We start from the raw sequence: 19718 nt of genomic DNA, 5'->3' as shown, positions 1-19718 counted from the left end.
AAGGGACACGATCTCTGGCAGTGACAGATTATTGTCCAAAAGTGACAAAACTATCCGTCATGGTCTGATGAGCTGCGATACGCACTTGGCGCATTGCCGGTCCATCTCTGAAACGCGCGGTGAAAATTGGCCGCCGAGGAAAACCCGACCTCCTGCGCAACGGCTTCGATGCTCATACGACCTGACTTGAGATGCCGGATCGCGATGTCGCGGCGCAGGGCATCCTTGATGGCCTGGAACGATGTCCCGTCTGCCTGCAATTTGCGGATCAGGGTGCGCGGTGTGACATGCATGGCGCTGGCCGTCTGCGTCAGGTTCGCCGTGCTCCAATCAGTTTGGCTAAGATAGGTTCGAACGCGCAGCGATTGCGTGTGTTCGCGGGAACTTGTGAATATCCAGTCCCTCGGGGCCGTCTGGAGGAACGCATCAAGATCGGTGGCGCTGCGCGGCTGAACCGGGCCCAGCGCGCCCGGATCGAAAACAATCGAGGTTGCCGGCTGATCAAAGATCACCGGTGCGGGGAAGATGACAGCGTAATCCTCTGCAAAGCTGGGCGCACCAAATGCGAAACCCACCCGCGTGACCGGCACTTCGGATCGCGCCAACCACGACATCAAGCCATGCGCCAGTTTAAGGATCAACGTGTGCCCAAATCGGCGAACCTGAACATCGCCCTGTGGCTGCAGCGTCAGCGTCAGGGCCTTGTCCGCGTCAGTCAGATGGAACTGGTAGTCGTCAAGCAGCAGGTTCCAGAACGTCGAGAACCGATACAGGGCAGATGAGAGTGTTGTGGCCTCGCGCACGGATGTCAGCAAATGCTGCAAAGCGCGGGGCCGGATAGGACGCCCCCACAATCCCATCATTTCGTCACCGGTTTCCACCGCCGCCAGTTGGTACAGACAAACGATTTGATCCAGCGTGACGCGGCCCTGCGCGTGGCCGTGATCCGCCGTGAGGTCCGAACGCTCCATCAGTGATGCAAATTGCGCCTGCGAACACAATGGTCGGAGCGCCGCCAGCCAGTCAGCGATGAACGCTTGCGAAACGGTCGAATAGATCGTGGGCGTGGAACGGGTCATCTTGTGCCGACTGCTATCATCGTATGCAGGGGCACAGAAGTCATCTTACAGATCACATCTAGTGCCAAACCACCCTGTTCCCGCGCCGGACAGGGTAAACCGCCCCACTCCCGATCTGGATGTTTGTGATCATGTCACCGTCAAGCCGTGGAGCACCGTGCCATATCTCCGTCATTACTACAGGAGAATCGCCATGAACACGTCTCATCATCGTCCTGCCGACACCTGGTCGCCGCTATACTTTCTGGCCTCGCTTGGGGCTGGCGGGCTTGTTGTCACCTTCTTCATGTTTCTCATGTTTTGGGTCCCGCACCCGGATCAACCGGTGCCTGTCTTCGAAGACATCCTGAAAGCGTTCACAACAGGGACGCTTCCAATGAAAGCCGCGATCCTGATCGCTGTGACCGGGACCGCTGGCTTTGCCTTTTTGAACATCAAACTTCTCGTCTGGAACCTGACACAGTTCGCCAGTTTCCGGAAAACCGAGAGCTATACAAAGCTCGTGACCTCCAATGGAGAGACACAGTTTCTGGCCATGCCGCTGGCCCTTGCGATGACCGTGAACGCGGGTTTCATCCTTGGTCTGGTGTTCGTGCCGGGGCTTTGGAGCGTCGTCGAATACCTGTTTCCGTTGGCCATGATCGCCTTTGGTCTGATCGCAGTGCTGGCCTTCCGGCGCATTGGAGGTTTCCTTGGGCGCGTGCTCAGCGAAGGCGGCGTTTTTGACGTGACCGCAAACAACTCCTTCGCACAGCTTCTGCCAGCCTTTGCCCTGTCGATGATTGCCGTCGGCATGTCCGCCCCCGCAGCAATGAGCACGGTGCCGCTGATCGTTGGTCTGTCTCTGGTGCTGTCGATCATGCTGGGTACGATTGCTGCGCTTTATGCCATTGTCGCGGCCATTCTTGCCTTCAATTCGATGTTGCACCATGGCACCGCCAAGGAAAGCGCGCCAACCTTGATGATCGTCGTGCCGATCCTGACGGTGTTGGGCATCATGACCTTGCGGCAGGAACACGGCCTGCACACAACATTCCAGGCACATGGGGGCGTTGCGGATTCCCTGCTTCTGACCACCACGATCCTTGCGGTTCAGGGCGTCTTTCTGGCGCTGGGTCTTTTGGTTCTCAAGCGTCAGAAATATGCGGACAGCTATCTGCGCGGTGATGGAAATTCAGCCGGAGCCTATGCACTTGTCTGCCCCGGCGTCGCGCTGAGTGTGATGCTGCACTTCTGGATCAACAAGGGCCTTGTGGGCGCGGGCCTGATTGCCAAGTTTGGCGTCGCCTACTGGTCTTTGACCTCTTTGGCCATCGCAAGCCAGATCGCCATGATCGTGCTCGTGTTCATCCTCAACCACCGGCACTTTGGCCGTCGCGCACCCTTGCAATCTGTTCCGGCGGAATGACACGCAACGCCGCTCCCGGCACGATGCAGGCCGGGAGTCCGGAGGCCAACATGCGAACGCAATCCCCCGCATTGGCGCTGGACCGTGCCGTTCTGGATGCAGGCGGTATTCTTCGTTCCGCGCCAGAAGGCCGTGTTGCCTACGATTGGCGAGGCCTTCCCCGCGCCTTTGTTCTGGTGAAAACCGGCAAGATGTCAGTGCATTTCAAAACCACGGATCATCCCATGCTCTGGACAGAATGCCGGGCGGTGGGTGGGCAGGACTGCATGCCCGTCACGGCCGCCATTCTTTCGAAACGGGCCATTTCGGTTCGGGCCGTGTGTATGGCCCCGACGACATGGATCGAACTGTCGCCTGCCAGTCTTGTCTTGCTGGTGCATGATCAACCGGCGTTTCGCCGTGCCTTGTTTGCGGGCCACGCGCGGCGTCTTCCAGCATTCTTTTCGCGGATTTCCACAAAGAACGCGGTGGGGCTTGATCAAAGAATTGCGGATTGGCTGCTCAGCCACGCCAAGGAGAACGAGGTCCGCGCGACCCATTCAGACATTGCCGCCGATCTTTTGACAGCACGAGAGGTTGTGACCCGCCGCCTCAAGGAGTTTGCCACCAAAGGGTGGATCGAACAGCGGCGCGGACGCATCTTGATCGACGCCCCCGCCGCCCTGTCCCGGGTCGCCAAAGGTGTGTTTTCGCTCAAATACCCCGCGCCGCACCACCCGGCGCTTTAACGGCGGCGGAACAGGTCTGCAGCCGCCCATCGCGCGGCTTGCGGAACGGGAGATCGACCGAAAATAGCCTCCCGACATGGTGACTAAGTCACCAAGGTTGATGCGCAGGCCACCCTATACTGGCAGCGAACGTCACGCGGCACGCGAAGGTGCATGCCGACCGTGACAGCATCCAGTCAACATGGCCGCACAGACGATGCTGCGCCGTTTTTCAATGAAAGGGGATCTCATGGATAGACGGCATTTCCTGACGGCAGCGCTTGCCGGGGGTGCGGCGGCGTCACTCCTCTCCGCTGAAAGTGCAGCCCAGGCACAACCTGTTCAGACATCCGCGCGCATCGTTATCATCGGCGCAGGGGCTGGTGGCACCGCGCTTGCCAACCGTCTTGTCGAACGGTTGGACGGTGCTCAGATCACTCTGATCGATCCACGCCAGAACCATCTTTATCAACCCGGTCTGACGCTTGTTGCAACAGGTCTGAAGCCTGCGAACTACGTGGTGTCCGACACCGCGCAATGGTTGCCGGACGGCGTCACATGGCTATCCGAGCGCGTGGCCGCTGTTGATCCGGAAACCAAGATCGTGTCCACGGAGAATGGCACCACCTTGGGATATGACTGGCTGGTCGTCGCCCCGGGGCTGACGCTGGACCACGACGCGATTGATGGCTTCACCCTTGATATGGTTGGGGAGAACGGGATTGGCGCGCTGTATGCCGGACCGGACTACGCGGCGCGCACGTGGCAGGCCGCCGCTCGGTTCACCGAAGACGGTGGAACGGGCGTGTTCACGCGCCCCGCAACGGAAATGAAATGCGCCGGTGCGCCGCTCAAACACACGTTTCTGATTGACGACATCGCCCGGCGGGCGGGCAATGCGGGCAAAATGAACATGGTCTACACCGCGCCGCAATCGTCCCTGTTCGGTGTGCCAATCGTCGCGGAAAAGGTGCGGATGCTGTTTCAGGACCGCGGCGTCGAGACATTGATGAACCGAACGCTGACATCCATCGATGCCGGTGCCAAGCGGGCGACTTTCGCGACCCAATCCGGCACAGAAGAGGTGGACTACGACTACATCCACGTCATCCCGCCACAACGCGCACCGGATTTCGTCCGCCAGTCCGGCCTGTCCTGGGCGAACAAATGGACCGATCAGGGCTGGGTTGAATGTGACATGGCCACACTGCGCCACCTTCGATATCCAGACATCTTTGCGCTGGGGGATGTGGCTGGTGTGCCGAAAGGCAAAACCGCCGCATCGGTCAAATGGCAGGTGCCCGTGGTCGAGGATCACATCGTTGCCGCCATCGAAGGGCGCGACGGCACCGAAACCTATAACGGCTATACCTCGTGCCCGATGATCACCCGCATCGGTCGCGCGATGCTTGTGGAGTTCGATTACAACAACAACCTTGTCCCGTCGTTCCCCGGCATGATTGCACCGCTCGAAGAGCTGTGGATCAGCTGGCTGATGAAAGAGGTGGCGCTCAAGGCCACCTACAACGCGATGTTGCGCGGCAAGGCCTAAGGAGGACACCCAATGAAAGACCTCACGTTTGAAACCCTTCTGGCCGTCTTCGAAGAGATTTTCGGGCCGACCCTGTTCTGGGTCATGGTTGTGGCGGCTGTCGTGATCACGCTTGGATACCTGTACGTCCTGATCCGTGACCGGTCAGTCAGTTGGCGCAAGTTCCTGTTTGCGCAGCTTTCCATGCCTGTGGGTGCGGTACTGGCCGTCTGGTTTGTCATGGTCATGACCAAATCCCGCCTGTCCGATCTGGGTGGCCCGATTGACGTCATCCTGTTTCTTGGCATCGCGGCGGCAGGCGCGCTTGGCATGGCTGTTTTTGTCTACACGGTGGAATCCCTTCTGGGGTCTAAACGCACGTTGGAGGGGGGCACAGATGCAAAACCAAATTGAATACTCGCGGACCCAGATTGCATTGCACTGGGCGATCGTTGTCCTGCTACTTGGCCAATATCTGCTGCACGGCGGGATCGAGGCGGCCTGGGCGGCGCGGATGGAGGGGAGCATCCCGAACGAACCGTTTCCGAACCCTCATACCATTGTTGGCCTGATCATCTTTGTGCTGGCACTCTGGCGCGTGGGTCTGCGCGTTCGGCATGGCGCGCCTGCGCTGCCTGAAAAGGAACCGGCCGGTCTAAAGCTGGTCGCCAAGGCTGTTCATCTGGCTTTTTACGCCCTCTTGATCGGGATGCCGATCTCTGGCGCGGTTGCCTGGGTCGCAGGAATAGCGGTGCCTGCTGATGTGCATGGCGTGGCGGCCAAGATCCTGCTGGGCCTTATCGCCCTGCATGTTGTGGGGGCCATTACACAAAAGATCTGGTTCAAGACAGATGTCTTGATCCGGATGTCGCCAAAGCGCATGTGGATGAAAGGCGGCGCGAGATGACAGCATCCACTCCTGCGCCCGACGCCACCGCACAACACGTTTGGCTGGCGCATTTCCCGATCACGCTGTTTGGGTCCACGATGGGCCTTCTGGGCTTGGCACTGGCCTTCCGCGCTGGTGGATTTGCAATGGCCTCGACACTGACAACCTGGGTTGGCGCGGCGGTGTTGTTCAGCCTATTAGCACTTTACGCGCTGAAAGCCGTGCGGCACCCGTCGCACGTTGCGGGGGAATGGAACCACCCGGTGCGTCTGGCCTTCTTTCCAGCTGCAAACATCTCGGTGCTGCTGCTGTCCTTGTTGCTGAACCCCGGTTTTCCCGGCGTTTCTGCGGCCTTGTGGATCATCAGCGCGGTTGTGCAGGCGATCCTGACAATCGTCATAATCTCGGCATGGATTTCACATCGCCCGTTTGGACCGGCCATGATGTCGCCTGCGTGGTTCATCCCTGCAGTGGCGAATGTGATCGTGCCTTTGGGCGGCGTTCACCTCGGGTTTAATGACGTCAGTTGGTACTTCTTTTCGGTCGGGATGCTGTTCTGGCTGGTCCTGCTGACGCTGGTGTTCAATCGCCTGATTTTTCACGATCCGCTCCCCGGGAAATTGCGTCCGACCCTGGTGATCCTGATTGCGCCACCCTCGGTCGCCTTCCTTGCCTGGACCGCACTGAATGGCGGCGGGATTGATCCCATGGCGCATATCCTGCTGAGCATTGGCGTGTTCTTTGCCGCGCTTGTCGCCGTGCAGGTGCCAAGCCTGTTGCGCCTGCCCTTTGCAATGTCGTTCTGGGCGCTGTCCTTTCCGCTCGCCGCGCTCACGACAGCGCTGTTTCGATATGCCGAGATAACGCAGACACAGCCCTACCGCCTCGCCGGTTTGGCGCTGTTGGTCCTGCTTGTTTTCACCATCCTTGCGCTGTGCATCCGGACTCTCCGGGCCGCAGTCGCAGGAGAGATTTGCCAGCCGGAGTGATCCGGCCTTAAAAGGAGACCCCCAATGAAGAAATTTCTTCTGACCGTCGCCGTTGTGGCCATGACCGCAGGCGCAGCCATTGCCAGCTCTGACACCGAAAACAAGCTTGTCACGGTGGTCACTTCACCCGATGCGCAAACACAGCTGATGGCCATGGTCCTGACGATGCAAGCGGCGCAACAGGGCGCGAAAGCCCATATCATGTTGTGCGGCCCAGCAGGTGATCTGGCGCTGAAAGACGCACCACAGAACGCCACCGCGGGCCAACCGCCGCTTGATCTGAGCCCACAGGGGCTGATGCAGATGGTCCGCGAAAAGACCGGAACCACGGTCGAGGTCTGCGCGCTGTACCTGCCCGGCAAGGGCGCGGATCCCTCGGTCCTTCTTGATGGAATCGGCGTCGCGAAACCGCCCGAGATGGCGGCACGGCTGATGGATGACGACACCCGGGTTCTCAATTACTGATCCAGACATCCTGAAATCTCTGGGAACGCCGCTTGGGAAACACCCGTGCGGCGTTCTTGCGTGACAGGAAAGCGGTCGCGACAGCTTGCCTCGGAGCACTTCAAATTTGCGCTGACCTACGCCAATTGAATAGGGAATTGGCGCAGACCCGTTGGGTGAGGCAAACCGGCCCCTTTCCTTGGTGAACGGGCCGGTTCATCTGGGCAATGACACTTGGGATGAAGCATATGGCAGACACGTGGATCAACAAGTTCAAGGGACTGAGCCGCTTGCCCGCGGATATCCGGGCGGAACTTGAGGCAGGCAGCCAGATCGTCTCTGTGCCTTCGGGAACCGAGATCTTTTCACCGGGCCAGACAGCGGACAATCTTTGGCTGTTGCTGGATGGCACCGTGAAGGTGCAGCAAAAGTCCGAAACCGGACGCGAGGTCTTTCTCTATCGCGTTCACGCTGGCGAAAGCTGTGTTTTGACAACCGCCTGCATGCTGGCGTTCGAGGATTACTCTGCTGAAGGAACGGCCGAGACCGACGTCAAGGCGGTCGCCATTCCTCGCAAGACCTTTGACGACCTTGTCGCGAAATCCCCTGTGTTCCGCGAATTTGTCTTCACGGCCTATTCGCGGCGTATCACCGATCTGTTTACCCTGATCGACGACATCGTTTTCCAGCGCATGGATGTGCGGCTGGCGTCGCGTTTGCTGGAGCTGGCGGATGAAGACAACGTTGTTCACGCCACGCACGCGGTTCTGGGCACCGAACTTGGCACCGCGCGGGAAGTGATCTCGCGCACGTTGTCGGAATTTCAGCGTCGCGGCTGGGTCGAACAATCGCGTGGCGAAGTTCGCCTGATCAACAAGGACGGGTTGGAACGCTTGGTGAAATCCTCGAGCGCGCACCTTTAGGGTACAATACCCCAACCGCGCGTGACGCCAACACGGTCGCAGCGCATGCTTTCCAAGTTTGGTGACCAAGTCACCAAAGATCAGTCCCGCTTCGTGCCACACTCATTCAAATGATTCTGAATGGAGACTGACATGACAACGAATATGGGAAAACTCGATCGCGGTGGCCGTCTGGTTGTGGCAGCACTTCTTGTGTTCCTGGCCTTGGGCACGTCTGTACTGGGCAGCGGCCTGTTGTTCTGGCTCGCATTGATTGCAGCGGCCGTGTTCACGCTGACGGCGTTCGTGGGCAACTGCCCGCTCTATAGCCTTGTCGGCCTCAAGACCTGCCGCGACTGCTGAGACATCCGTTGCATCTTTACTCTGAACGCCGCCTGCAGGTGGCGTTCAAAGCCAATGCGCATCTGCACGGATCGCCACCACCACCTTCCCCGATGATCAGCGGAGAGAATTGAATGCCCCCCTATCCAGTAAACATGGCCGTGAAACCGGAAGTTCAGGCCTTTTTCGACGACGCCACGAACACCATCAGCTACATCGTCAAAGACCCCGCATCGAACGCCTGCGCGATTGTCGACAGCGTGATGGATATCGACTACGCCGCAGGGCGCATCACGTTTGACCACGCCGACGAATTGATCCGCCAGATCGAGGCGCAAGGCCTCAAGCTGGAATGGATCATCGAAACCCATGTCCACGCCGACCATCTAAGCGCCGCGCCCTATATCCAGGGCAAACTGGGCGGCAAGATCGGGGTCGGTTCCAAAATCACCGTGGTGCAGGACGTGTTTGGCAAGGTGTTCAACGAAGGCACCGAGTTCCAGCGCGATGGCAGCCAGTTCGACGCCCTGTTCGAAGACGGTGACACCTATACGGTGGGCGAGATGCAGTGCTTTGCCATGTACACACCGGGTCACACGCCCGCCTGCATGGTGCATGTGATGGGCGATGCGGCCTTTGTCGGCGACACGCTGTTCATGCCGGATGGCGGCTCTGCACGATGCGATTTCCCGGGCGGTAGCGCGGAAGACCTGTACGAGAGCATCATGAAGGTCCTGGCCCTGCCGGATGAAACCCGCCTGTTCATGTGCCACGATTACGGCCCCAATGGCCGCGACATCGCGTGGGAAACTACCGTGGCCGAAGAAAAAGAGCACAACATCCACGTTGGGCGCGGCAAGACCAAGGAAGACTTTATCAAGTTCCGCACCGAACGGGACGCGCAGCTGGATATGCCCAAGCTCATCATTCCTTCGCTTCAGGTGAACATGCGGGCCGGGGAAATTCCGACGGATCGAGACGGCAAACCGATGCTCAAAGTACCGGTCAACGGCCTTTGAGCCAGAGGGATAATCAGCCATGGACCTGAAGAAGATCACCACGAAATTCGCCGTCAGCCCGCAGATCACGCCGGGCGACCTGCCTGCGCTCAAGATCGCTGGCTATCGCGCCATCATCTGCAACCGTCCCGATGGGGAGGGCGCAGACCAACCCGTGTTCGAGGAAATCGAGGCAGCGGCCAAGGCCGTCGGGATCGAGGTTCGCTACGTGCCGGTGCAATCCGGGATGGTCAAGGACGCGGATGTCGAAGCATTTGGCGCGGCTTTGGCCGAACTGCAGCGCCCTGTTCTGGCGTATTGCCGGACGGGCACACGCTCTGCGACGCTTTGGTCATTCCACGAATCCAAGAAACGCCCGATGCCGGAAATCCTCGCCGCCACCAAGGCGGCAGGGTTTGACATGAACGGCGTCGCGCGCCGCATCGCCAATGGTGGCAAAACCCCAACCGATACGGGTGATGCGCATTTCGATGTGGTGATCGTGGGCGCAGGCGCAGGCGGGATTTCGGTCGCCGCTGGTTTGCAAGCCCGGTCTTCCGGTCTCAACATCGCGGTGATCGACCCGGCCGATATTCACTATTACCAACCCGGCTGGACCATGGTTGGCGGCGGCATCTTCGACGCACAGACCACAGCCAAAACAATGGGCAGCCTGATCCCCAAAGGCGTGCATTGGATCAAATCCGCCGTCGCCGCTTTTGAGCCTGACAACAATGCCGTCATCCTCGATGGCTGTCGCGTGATCAAATACGACCGCCTTGTGGTGTGTCCGGGGCTCAAGCTGGATTGGGCCGCTGTTGACGGTCTCGAAGAGACGCTGGGCCGCAATGGCGTGACATCCAACTACCGCTATGACCTTGCACCCTATACCTGGGAATTGGTGCAGGGCCTGAAACAAGGCCGCGCGATCTTTACCCAGCCACCGATGCCGATCAAATGCGCAGGCGCACCGCAGAAGGCGATGTATCTGTCAGGCGATGCATGGCACCGCTCTGGCGCTTTGGGCAACATCGACATCCAGTTCATGAATGCTGGCGCTGTGCTCTTCGGCGTAAAGGATTACGTCCCAGCCTTGATGGAATATGTTGGCAAATACGACGCCACGCTGAATTTCTTCCATAACCTGATTGCCGTGGATGGCCCGGCAAAAACCGCGACCTTCAAGGTGGCGAAACCGGACGCAGCAGCCACTGAGGTCACCGTGGAATTTGACATGATGCATGTCTGCCCCCCACAGACCGCACCGGATTTCATCCGCGTCTCCCCGCTCGCCGATGCCGCCGGATGGGTCGATGTTGATCAAATCACGCTGCGCCACAAGACCTATGACAACATCTGGTCGCTGGGCGATGTGATGAATGCCCCCAACGCCAAGACAGCAGCAGCCGCGCGCAAGCAGGCACCCACCGTGGCGGACAATATCGTGGCCGACATCGCCGGGCGCTCTCCAACAGCCGCGTATGACGGCTACGGATCCTGCCCACTGACAGTCGAACGCGGCAAGATTGTTCTGGCCGAATTCGGATATGGCGGTGTGCTCAAGCCCAGCTTTCCGTCTTTCCTGCTGGATGGCACGAAACCAAGCCGGGCGGCATGGTTCCTCAAGGAAACGCTTCTGCCGCCGATCTATTGGAAAGCCATGCTCAAGGGTAAGGAATGGATGGCCAAGCCCGAAAAGATCAAAGTCGCCGCCGAATAACCGGCACCCGATTGCGCAACCCTCCTTCTGGCGCAACCAAGGGCGGGCAAGGCTTTCGGGCTTTGTCCGCCCAGCTTTCTGGACGCTGACATGAACACGCACCTTCGCCGCTACCTTCCCGTTTTCGACTGGGGCCGCACCTATACGCGCCAGACGTTGTCCAACGACGTCATCGCCGCAGTGATCGTGACGATCATGCTGATTCCGCAATCGCTGGCGTACGCCTTGCTGGCCGGTTTACCACCCGAGGCCGGGATTTACGCCTCTATTGCGCCCATCCTCCTCTACGCCATTTTCGGCACCTCACGGGCACTGGCGGTGGGGCCAGTGGCGGTGGTGTCCTTGCTGACCGCATCCGCCATCGGGCAGGTGGCCGAACAAGGCACAGCAGGCTACGCCGTTGCCGCATTAACGCTCGCATTTCTGTCAGGCGGTTTCCTGGTTCTCATGGGGATATTCCGGCTGGGTTTCCTGGCCAATTTCCTAAGCCATCCAGTGATCGCGGGCTTCATCACCGCCTCTGGCATCCTGATCGCCACCAGCCAGTTGAAACATATTCTTGGGGTCAGCGCGCATGGCCACACATTGCCGGAAATGCTGATGTCCCTGTTCGCGCATCTGAGCGAGATCAACTGGATTACAGTTGTGATCGGCCTGTCGGCAACGACGTTTCTGTTCTGGGTGCGCAAGCATCTCAAGCCGACCCTTCGCAGGCTTGGAGCCGGGCCGCTCTTGGCAGATATCCTGACCAAGGCAGGACCCGTAGCGGCGGTGGTCACCACGACGCTTGCAGTTTGGGTCTTTGATCTGGACGCGCAGGGCGTGCGCATCGTCGGCGATGTCCCGCAAAGCCTGCCGCCCCTCACCTTACCGGGCCTGTCCCCAGACCTTGTGGGCGCGCTTCTGGTGCCGGCCATCCTCATTTCCATCATCGGATTTGTGGAATCCGTGTCGGTGGCCCAGACGCTCGCCGCAAAGAAGCGCCAGCGCATCGACCCGGATCAGGAACTGATCGGTCTGGGCGCCGCCAACCTTGGTGCCGCCTTCACCGGCGGATACCCGGTGACCGGAGGCTTTTCCCGATCCGTCGTGAACTTTGATGCCGGGGCCGAGACCCCTGCAGCCGGGGCGTATACGGCCATCGGACTTGCAATCGCGGCGATGGCGCTGACGCCGTTGGTCTATTACCTGCCCAATGCCACATTGGCCGCGACCATCATCGTGGCGGTGCTGAGCCTTGTCGATCTGTCAATCCTGCAAAAAACCTGGGGCTATGCACGCGCCGATTTCGCAGCGGTCGCCGCAACCATCCTGTTGACCCTTGGTCTGGGGGTCGAGGTCGGCGTGGCCTCGGGCGTGACGATCTCGGTGCTTCTGCACCTCTACAAAACCTCGCGCCCGCATGTTGCCGAGGTGGGGTTGGTGCCCGACACACAACATTTCCGAAACATTCATCGCCATTCGGTCGAAACCGACCCCAGCCTTGTCACCCTGCGCGTGGACGAAAGTCTTTACTTCGTCAATGCGCGATTTCTTGAGGACCTGATCCAGAAACGGGTGACCGAAGGCTGCGCGGTTCGAAACGTGGTACTGATGTGTTCCGCGGTGAATGACGTTGATTATTCAGCCCTTGAAAGCCTTGAAGCGATCAACCAGCGCCTGATCGACATGGGGATCCGCTTGCACCTGTCCGAGGTGAAGGGCCCGGTGATGGATCGGCTCAAACGTTCGCACTTTATCGATGCGATGGGCGGCGAAATTTTCCTGTCGCAATATGACGCCTGGGCCGCCCTGTCGAACCCCGATGTGTCCAAGGCCGCAGAATGACCTGTCAGGCCGCGCTTCATCGCATTTATCCGGCGCGCGCCACCGGAGAGACACTGTCCCAACTGCCCGCCACCAATTCTTCTTTTTCAAAATATGCCGGGGGGTTTGGGGGGCTGGCCCCCCAATACGTCGGATTGGCCCCGCCAATTCGATCCCGGATCAATCGTCCTGAGGAATGACCCGCAAGTGCAGTTCCATAAGCTGGTCCGAGGTCGGTTCAGACGGCGCTTCCATCATCAGGTCTTCGGCCCGCTGGTTCATCGGGAACATGATCACCTCGCGGATATTGGCCGTATCCGCCAACAGCATCACCATCCGGTCGATCCCGGCTGCGCATCCCCCGTGCGGCGGCGCGCCGAAGCGGAACGCATTGACCATCCCGCCGAACCGCTTGCGCACCTCGTCTTCACCATACCCGGCCAGCTCGAATGCCTTGAACATGATTTCGGGCTTGTGATTCCGGATCGCGCCAGACACCAGTTCGTAGCCGTTACAGGCCAGATCATACTGGTATCCCAGCACATCCAACGGATTGCCGTTCAGCGCATCCATTCCGCCTTGCGGCATCGAGAACGGGTTGTGGCTGAAATCCACCTTGCCGGTCTCTTCGTCCGCTTCGTACATCGGGAAATCGACAATCCAGCAGAACGCAAACCGGTCTTTGTCGGTCAGGCCCAGTTCATCACCGATGACCACACGCGCCTTGCCAGCCACGGTTTCAAAGCTGGACGGCTTGCCACCCAGGAAAAACGCCGCATCGCCGACATCCAGTCCCAGTTGCTGGCGGATCGCTTCTGTCCGCTCTGGTCCGATGTTCTTGGCCAGCGGCCCCGCCGCTTCCATGCCATTGCCCTGATCCCGCCAGAAGATGTAGCCCATCCCGGGCAAACCTTCTTTTTGCGCAAAAGCGTTCATCCGGTCACAGAACTTGCGGCTGCCGCCACCCGGCGCGGGAATCGCGCGAATCTCTGTGCCATCCTGTTCCAGCAGCTTGGCGAAAATCGCAAAGCCCGAACCGCGGAAATGGTCTGACACCACCTGCATCTTGATCGGGTTGCGCAAGTCGGGCTTGTCGGTTCCGTACCAAAGGGCAGCGTCCTTGTACGAAATCTGTGGCCAGTCACTGTCCACCTTGCGGCCGCCACCGAACTCTTCAAAAACGCCCTGCATCACCGGCTGGATCGTGTCGAACACGTCCTGCTGGCTGACGAAGGACATCTCCAAATCCAATTGGTAGAAATCCGTGGGCGACCGGTCTGCACGCGGGTCTTCATCGCGGAAACAGGGTGCGATCTGGAAATATTTGTCAAAGCCGCTGACCATGATCAGCTGCTTGAACTGCTGCGGTGCCTGCGGCAACGCATAGAACTTGCCTGGGTGCAGGCGCGATGGCACGAGGAAATCGCGCGCACCTTCGGGGCTGGACGCGGTGATGATCGGTGTCTGGTACTCGCGGAAATCCTGATCCCACATACGCTTTCGGATCGACGCCACGACATCGGACCGCAGCGTCATGTTCTGCTGCATTGCCTCGCGCCGCAGATCAAGGAAGCGATACCGCAGACGGGTCTCTTCGGGGTATTCCTGATCGCCGAACACGATCAAGGGCAGTTCTTCCGCCGCACCCAGAACTTCCATGTCGCGCACGAACACTTCGATTTCGCCCGTTGGCAGTTTCGGGTTTACCAACCCTTCGTCCCGCGCCTTCACCTCGCCGTCGATGCGGATACACCATTCCGACCGCACTTTTTCGACCTCGGCAAAAACCGGGCTGTCCGGATCACACAAAACCTGTGTCACGCCATAGTGGTCCCGCAAATCAATGAACAAGATGCCACCATGATCGCGGACGCGATGCACCCAGCCAGAGAGGCGAACGGTCTCACCGACATTTTGGGCCGTCAGATCGGCGCAAGTATGGGAACGAAAGGCGTGCATGATAACTGTCCTCGGGCGGAGAAATTTGGCTCGATACACCCTTTACGCCTTGGGAAGTCAAGCCGTGCCCCGACGCCCGGACCAACTGGTGCATAGAAAAAACAAAATCACCCCGCTTGCAGTCCTCTGCACCATGCCTATAACGCAGCCAGTTTGCATGATGAGGGCCGACCAATGCCAAAGCGCGATGATATCAAGTCGATCATGATCATCGGGGCCGGTCCAATCGTTATCGGACAGGCATGCGAATTTGATTACTCCGGGGCGCAGGCCTGCAAAGCGCTGCGCGAGGAAGGGTACCGGGTCATCCTCGTGAACTCAAACCCGGCGACGATCATGACCGACCCGGAATTGGCCGACGCCACCTACATCGAACCCATCACGCCCGAAATCGTCGCCAAGATCATCGAAAAAGAACGCCCTGACGCGCTGCTCCCGACAATGGGGGGACAGACCGGCCTCAACACATCTCTGGCGCTGGAAGAGATGGGCATCCTCGACAAATACGGCGTTGAGATGATCGGCGCGAAACGCGAGGCCATTGAAATGGCCGAAGATCGCAAGCTGTTCCGCGAAGCGATGGATCGGATCGGCCTGGAAAACCCCAAGGCCACCATCATCACCGCGCCAAAGTTGCCGAACGGAAGCACCGACCTCGATGCAGGCGTGCAGCTTGCCCTGAACGAACTGGACGACATTGGCCTGCCCGCCATCATCCGCCCCGCTTTCACGCTTGGCGGCACAGGCGGTGGCGTGGCGTATAACCGTGAAGACTTCGTGCATTTCTGCCGGTCCGGAATGGATGCCTCTCCGGTCAATCAAATTCTGGTGGATCAATCCCTTCTGGGTTGGAAAGAGTTCGAGATGGAAGTTGTCCGCGACAAGGCCGACAACGCCATCATCGTCTGCGCCATCGAAAACGTCGATCCAATGGGGGTTCACACGGGCGACTCGATCACCGTCGCACCCGCCCTTACGCTGACCGACAAGGAATACCAGATCATGCGCAATGGCTCGATTGCCGTCTTGCGCGAAATCGGTGTCGAAACCGGCGGATCAAACGTGCAATGGGCCATCAACCCCGAAGATGGCCGAATGGTCGTGATCGAAATGAACCCGCGGGTCAGTCGCTCGTCTGCGCTGGCCTCCAAGGCAACGGGGTTTCCCATTGCCAAGATCGCGGCGAAGCTGGCGGTTGGCTACACGCTGGACGAACTCGACAACGACATCACCAAGGTCACACCAGCCTCGTTCGAGCCGACCATCGACTATGTCGTCACGAAAATCCCGAAATTCGCATTTGAAAAATTCCCCGGCTCCGAACCCCATCTGACCACCGCCATGAAATCGGTCGGTGAAGCGATGGCGATTGGCCGGACGATCCACGAATCCCTGCAAAAAGCGCTGGCGTCGATGGAATCCGGCCTGACCGGGTTCGACGAAGTCCACATCGAAGGGGCCCCCGAGAAATCCGCCGTCATCAAGGCGATCAGCCAGCAAACACCCGACCGTATGCGGACGATTGCGCAAGCCATGCGGCACGGGCTGAGCGATGATGAGATCCACGCAACCACGATGTTCGACCCGTGGTTCCTTGCCCGGATCAGGGAAATCGTCGAGGCAGAAGAAGATGTTCGTATGAACGGCCTGCCCGACGACGAAGCGGGCATGCGGGCGCTCAAGATGCTGGGCTTTACCGACGCGCGGTTGGCCAAGCTCGTGGACCAGACGGAAAAGGCCGTGCGATCAAAACGGCTCAAACTGAATGTGAAAGCCAGCTTCAAACGCATCGACACCTGTGCCGCAGAATTCGAAGCGCAAACGCCGTATATGTATTCAACGTACGAAGCCCCGATGATGGGTGACGTCGAATGCGAAGCCCGCCCGTCGGACCGCAAGAAAGTTGTCATTCTTGGCGGCGGTCCGAACCGCATCGGACAAGGCATCGAATTTGACTACTGCTGCTGTCACGCCTGTTTCGCGCTGACCGACGCCGGGTACGAAACAATCATGGTGAACTGCAACCCCGAGACCGTGTCGACCGATTATGACACGTCCGACCGGTTGTATTTCGAACCACTGACCTTTGAGCACGTTCTGGAAATCCTGCGCGTCGAACAGGAAAACGGCACGCTGCACGGCGTCATTGTTCAATTCGGTGGTCAAACGCCGCTCAAGCTCGCCAACGCGCTCGAAGCTGAAGGCATCCCGATTCTGGGCACTACTCCCGACGCGATCGACCTTGCCGAAGACCGCGAACGCTTTCAGGCCCTGGTTAACGATCTTGGCCTCAAGCAGCCGCACAACGGTATTGCCTCGACCGACGAACAAGCTTTGGCAATTGCCGAAGACATCGGCTTTCCGCTCGTGATCCGGCCGTCTTATGTTCTGGGCGGCCGCGCCATGGAAATCGTGCGCGACATGCCACAACTGGAACGCTACATCAAGGAGGCGGTTGTCGTCTCCGGCGACAGCCCGGTTCTGCTCGACAGCTACCTGTCGGGTGCCACCGAACTGGATGTTGACGCGCTTTGCGACGGAACGCGGGTCCATGTCGCCGGGATCATGCAACACATCGAAGAGGCCGGGGTACATTCGGGTGACAGTGCCTGTTCGTTGCCGCCCTATTCGCTGTCGGATGCCGTGCTGGAGCAGATCAAAACCCAGACCGAAGCGTTGGCGCTTGCGCTGAACGTGCGTGGATTGATGAATGTTCAATTCGCGATCAAAGGCGACGACATTTACCTGATTGAAGTCAATCCGCGCGCCTCCCGCACTGTGCCATTTGTCGCAAAAGCGACGGATTCCGCGATTGCCAGCATCGCGGCACGCGTCATGGCAGGCGAGCCTTTGACAAACTTCCCGCTGCGCGACCCGTACCCTGAAAACGCGGATTACGACACTGTCTTGCCGCTGGCCGATCCAATGACACTGGCGGATCCCAAGATGCCTTGGTTCTCGGTCAAAGAGGCCGTGTTGCCGTTTGCCCGCTTCCCCGGCGTCGACACCATCCTCGGGCCGGAAATGCGTTCGACCGGAGAAGTGATGGGATGGGACCGCTCTTTCCCACGCGCCTTCCTCAAAGCTCAACTTGGCGCGGGAACGCATTTGCCGACATCGGGAACGGTGTTCTTTTCGATCAAAGATGACGACAAAACAGAGCAACTTGTTGAGACAGCGCAGATTCTCAAGGATCTTGGCTTTGATATTGTTGCGACGTCAGGCACAGCGGTTTTCCTCTCTGAACATGGCATTTCCTGTGACCTCACCAAAAAGGTCTATGAAGGGCGACCAAACGTGGTGGACCTGATGAAAGACGGGGGCATCGATCTGGTCATGAACACGACTGAAGGGTCTGCCGCTGTTGCGGACAGCCGCGAGATTCGCTCCGTCGCTCTTTACGACAAAATCCCGTATTTCACGACGGCTGCAGGCGCACACGCCGCCGCGCGTGCCATGCGCGCACGGGAAGAAGGCGACCTGGTCGTGAAGTCGCTGCAGGCGTAGCCACACAGCCTTTTTCGAATGAGGCTAAAGAAACGCGCGCATCGGTCTTGCGACCTCTAGACTTTGTGCCTGTGTCGTGACTGGATCTGATTGCCCGCTGCACGCTCTATCTCATTGTGCGCCTGGGTTCTCCTCAGGGCGCTTACATCTCACTCACTTTGCGCCGCCGCGCGCAGTTTGGCGACGCCACTCTCGTTGATAACGGTCCCATCGGACAACAGCAGTTGCGGCTCCGCGCCGCCGAAACGAACCTCTTCAACAACGGCAGAGGTATACACCGGCGCGTCCAATTTCTGATTGTCCGACACACGCCATAATTCACCAACAAGCACGCCCGCCGATACGGCGTGCCCGTCGGAATCCTGTCCATTCCAGATCACTTTTTGCGCACCGGCATTGGTATCGGCTTCCGCAACGAGATTGCCGAGACTGTCTATAATCCGCAGTCGTACATCCGGGCCCAAACCAGCCTCATCGACCTCGAACGTAATCGGCCCGCCGCTGAACTCAAAAGCACCCGCATGCAGCACTTCGCGCCCCAGCAAACTGGATGCATAGAGAGGTTCACCGCCTGCCAATTCGTTGACCAGAACTTCGAGTTTCTGATTGGCCAGCGTTTGTTGCTCGACCATCGTGAATGTCGCCAATTGGCTGGCAAACTGCTCAGCCTCCATTGGACTAAGAGGATCCTGATTCTGAATTTGCGTGGTCAACATGCGTAAAAACGTTTCAAAGTCATCCGGGGTTTCCTTGGGTGGCACGAAGGTGCCGCTCCGGCCTGATGCAACAAGATCTCCAACGTCCACAGCGAACTCCTAAAGTCTAATATCTACGCCGACTTCGGTTGTGTTCCGGGTCACCCGACTGGCGTCGCGCGAAGCTGGCGCAGTTTGCAATTCAACAGTCAAGAGGTCGTCCTGAACCGCCTTCCAATCCTTTGCCTCATCTTGATTACCAAAAAATGAAAACGTGGAATTGGACAAGTCCGCCGACATCAATTCGGATTTCAACTGGCCTTCATACCTGGCAAGCGCCTCCAATACAGGAAGTTTCGAGGCCACGAATGCAATGTCCAGACCTGTTGGGCTTGTCAAAACTTCAACGGCGGTTGATGCAGTCTGTGCAGCCCGACCGACCAAGCTCCGCTCAGCAATCAAATCGACCAATGGGTCCATCGAAGCAATCGGTCCCGCTCCAGTGTGCATTCGAATTGCATGCGCTCTCGCATTTTTCGAACCAACAACTTCGTGGATCGCTGTCCTAACTGGCAATTCACTCTCTGCTTCGAACAAGGCATCATGCATGACCGGTACGTGACGACCGTCGTCAAGAACATTTGTCGTCGCGGTCACCAAGAACGGTGACGGTGACGGTGACGGTGACGGTGACGGTGACGGTGACGGTGACGGTGACGGTGACGGTGACGGTGACGGTGAC

The 19718-nt window shown here is 58.9% G+C and carries 17 protein-coding genes; 13 read left to right on the top strand and 4 right to left on the bottom strand.

Annotated elements, in window-relative coordinates; all coding sequences use genetic code 11:
* Positions 1 to 50 precede the first annotated feature (50 nt).
* Positions 51 to 1079: an AraC family transcriptional regulator gene (locus tag MWU54_RS08660; protein ID WP_247082256.1), complete on the bottom strand. Its 1029-nt coding sequence runs from the start codon at positions 1077 to 1079 to the stop codon at positions 51 to 53.
* Positions 1080 to 1272: 193 nt separating this feature from the next.
* Between MWU54_RS08660 and MWU54_RS08655 the strand changes: the two genes are divergently transcribed.
* From MWU54_RS08655 to sulP, 12 genes are all read left to right on the top strand, one after another.
* A complete protein-coding gene (locus MWU54_RS08655; RefSeq protein ID WP_247082255.1) occupies positions 1273 to 2487 on the top strand; it encodes a hypothetical protein in 1215 nt (404 codons plus the stop codon).
* Between the two features lie 50 nt (positions 2488 to 2537).
* Positions 2538 to 3215, top strand: a complete 678-nt coding sequence (locus MWU54_RS08650) for a Crp/Fnr family transcriptional regulator (RefSeq protein ID WP_247082254.1) — start codon at positions 2538 to 2540, stop codon at positions 3213 to 3215.
* 229 nt (positions 3216 to 3444) lie between these two features.
* Entirely contained in the window at positions 3445 to 4746 is a 1302-nt protein-coding gene (locus tag MWU54_RS08645) for an FAD/NAD(P)-binding oxidoreductase (protein ID WP_247082253.1), read from the top strand.
* A gap of 12 nt (positions 4747 to 4758) precedes the next feature.
* Positions 4759 to 5139 carry a DUF5368 domain-containing protein gene (locus MWU54_RS08640; protein WP_247082252.1) on the top strand — a complete coding sequence of 127 codons (381 nt, stop codon included), beginning with the start codon at positions 4759 to 4761 and terminating at the stop codon, positions 5137 to 5139.
* Positions 5123 to 5632 carry a cytochrome b/b6 domain-containing protein gene (locus MWU54_RS08635; protein WP_247082251.1) on the top strand — a complete coding sequence of 170 codons (510 nt, stop codon included), beginning with the start codon at positions 5123 to 5125 and terminating at the stop codon, positions 5630 to 5632. The genes MWU54_RS08640 and MWU54_RS08635 overlap by 17 nt, the downstream gene beginning before the upstream one ends.
* The gene (locus MWU54_RS08630; RefSeq protein ID WP_247082249.1) at positions 5629 to 6603 is read left to right on the top strand and encodes an SLAC1 anion channel family protein; all 975 of its coding nucleotides are present in this window, start codon (positions 5629 to 5631) and stop codon (positions 6601 to 6603) included. Before MWU54_RS08635 ends, MWU54_RS08630 begins: the two co-directional genes overlap by 4 nt.
* 24 nt (positions 6604 to 6627) lie before the next feature.
* On the top strand, positions 6628 to 7068 hold the full coding sequence (locus MWU54_RS08625; RefSeq protein ID WP_247082247.1) for a hypothetical protein: 441 nt from the start codon (positions 6628 to 6630) through the stop codon (positions 7066 to 7068).
* Between the two features lie 227 nt (positions 7069 to 7295).
* Positions 7296 to 7970: a Crp/Fnr family transcriptional regulator gene (locus MWU54_RS08620; RefSeq protein ID WP_247082245.1), complete on the top strand. Its 675-nt coding sequence runs from the start codon at positions 7296 to 7298 to the stop codon at positions 7968 to 7970.
* A gap of 144 nt (positions 7971 to 8114) precedes the next feature.
* Positions 8115 to 8312: a DUF2892 domain-containing protein gene (locus MWU54_RS08615; protein ID WP_247082243.1), complete on the top strand. Its 198-nt coding sequence runs from the start codon at positions 8115 to 8117 to the stop codon at positions 8310 to 8312.
* Between the two features lie 113 nt (positions 8313 to 8425).
* Complete coding sequence (locus MWU54_RS08610) at positions 8426 to 9310, top strand: MBL fold metallo-hydrolase (protein ID WP_247082239.1); 885 nt, start codon at positions 8426 to 8428, stop codon at positions 9308 to 9310.
* 19 nt (positions 9311 to 9329) lie between these two features.
* A complete protein-coding gene (locus MWU54_RS08605; RefSeq protein ID WP_247082238.1) occupies positions 9330 to 11009 on the top strand; it encodes a bifunctional protein tyrosine phosphatase family protein/NAD(P)/FAD-dependent oxidoreductase in 1680 nt (559 codons plus the stop codon).
* 90 nt (positions 11010 to 11099) lie between these two features.
* Positions 11100 to 12836, top strand: a complete 1737-nt coding sequence (sulP, locus tag MWU54_RS08600; RefSeq protein ID WP_247082237.1) for a sulfate permease — start codon at positions 11100 to 11102, stop codon at positions 12834 to 12836.
* Positions 12837 to 12995: 159 nt separating this feature from the next.
* Here sulP and aspS read toward each other — a convergent pair whose 3' ends face one another.
* The gene (gene aspS, locus MWU54_RS08595; protein WP_247082235.1) at positions 12996 to 14774 is read right to left on the bottom strand and encodes an aspartate--tRNA ligase; all 1779 of its coding nucleotides are present in this window, start codon (positions 14772 to 14774) and stop codon (positions 12996 to 12998) included.
* Between the two features lie 174 nt (positions 14775 to 14948).
* Here aspS and carB point away from each other — a divergent pair, with 174 nt between their 5' ends.
* Entirely contained in the window at positions 14949 to 18281 is a 3333-nt protein-coding gene (gene carB / locus MWU54_RS08590) for a carbamoyl-phosphate synthase large subunit (protein WP_247082233.1), read from the top strand.
* A 149-nt stretch (positions 18282 to 18430) separates the two neighbouring features.
* Here the strand turns inward: carB and MWU54_RS08585 are convergent, their stop codons facing one another.
* The gene (locus MWU54_RS08585) at positions 18431 to 19087 is read right to left on the bottom strand and encodes a flagellar hook capping FlgD N-terminal domain-containing protein (RefSeq protein WP_247082231.1); all 657 of its coding nucleotides are present in this window, start codon (positions 19085 to 19087) and stop codon (positions 18431 to 18433) included.
* Between the two features lie 9 nt (positions 19088 to 19096).
* Positions 19097 to 19585, bottom strand: coding sequence for a hypothetical protein (locus tag MWU54_RS08580; protein ID WP_247082229.1), 489 nt, complete (start codon positions 19583 to 19585; stop codon positions 19097 to 19099).
* Between the last annotated feature and the right edge of the window lie 133 nt (positions 19586 to 19718).

Origin of the sequence: Marivita sp. S6314 (genome assembly GCF_023015985.1) — a bacterium.
GTDB lineage: Bacteria > Pseudomonadota > Alphaproteobacteria > Rhodobacterales > Rhodobacteraceae > Marivita.
Note: the sequence above shows the minus strand (reverse complement) of the source record. Positions and strands in the feature narration are given on the sequence as shown.

What these genes read in the sequence shown, in the direction of transcription:
- MWU54_RS08655 (WP_247082255.1), top strand. Translation starts at nt 1,273, where the DNA reads ATGAACACGTCTCATCATCGTCCTGCCGACACCTGGTCGCCGCTATAC.
- MWU54_RS08660 (WP_247082256.1), bottom strand. Translation starts at nt 1,079, where the DNA reads ATGACCCGTTCCACGCCCACGATCTATTCGACCGTTTCGCAAGCGTTC.
- MWU54_RS08615 (WP_247082243.1), top strand. Translation starts at nt 8,115, where the DNA reads ATGGGAAAACTCGATCGCGGTGGCCGTCTGGTTGTGGCAGCACTTCTT.
- MWU54_RS08625 (WP_247082247.1), top strand. Translation starts at nt 6,628, where the DNA reads ATGAAGAAATTTCTTCTGACCGTCGCCGTTGTGGCCATGACCGCAGGC.
- MWU54_RS08630 (WP_247082249.1), top strand. Translation starts at nt 5,629, where the DNA reads ATGACAGCATCCACTCCTGCGCCCGACGCCACCGCACAACACGTTTGG.
- MWU54_RS08650 (WP_247082254.1), top strand. Translation starts at nt 2,538, where the DNA reads ATGCGAACGCAATCCCCCGCATTGGCGCTGGACCGTGCCGTTCTGGAT.
- MWU54_RS08580 (WP_247082229.1), bottom strand. Translation starts at nt 19,585, where the DNA reads ATGCATGATGCCTTGTTCGAAGCAGAGAGTGAATTGCCAGTTAGGACA.
- carB (WP_247082233.1), top strand. Translation starts at nt 14,949, where the DNA reads ATGCCAAAGCGCGATGATATCAAGTCGATCATGATCATCGGGGCCGGT.
- MWU54_RS08640 (WP_247082252.1), top strand. Translation starts at nt 4,759, where the DNA reads ATGAAAGACCTCACGTTTGAAACCCTTCTGGCCGTCTTCGAAGAGATT.
- MWU54_RS08620 (WP_247082245.1), top strand. Translation starts at nt 7,296, where the DNA reads ATGGCAGACACGTGGATCAACAAGTTCAAGGGACTGAGCCGCTTGCCC.
- MWU54_RS08605 (WP_247082238.1), top strand. Translation starts at nt 9,330, where the DNA reads ATGGACCTGAAGAAGATCACCACGAAATTCGCCGTCAGCCCGCAGATC.
- MWU54_RS08635 (WP_247082251.1), top strand. Translation starts at nt 5,123, where the DNA reads ATGCAAAACCAAATTGAATACTCGCGGACCCAGATTGCATTGCACTGG.
- aspS (WP_247082235.1), bottom strand. Translation starts at nt 14,774, where the DNA reads ATGCACGCCTTTCGTTCCCATACTTGCGCCGATCTGACGGCCCAAAAT.
- MWU54_RS08610 (WP_247082239.1), top strand. Translation starts at nt 8,426, where the DNA reads ATGCCCCCCTATCCAGTAAACATGGCCGTGAAACCGGAAGTTCAGGCC.
- sulP (WP_247082237.1), top strand. Translation starts at nt 11,100, where the DNA reads ATGAACACGCACCTTCGCCGCTACCTTCCCGTTTTCGACTGGGGCCGC.
- MWU54_RS08645 (WP_247082253.1), top strand. Translation starts at nt 3,445, where the DNA reads ATGGATAGACGGCATTTCCTGACGGCAGCGCTTGCCGGGGGTGCGGCG.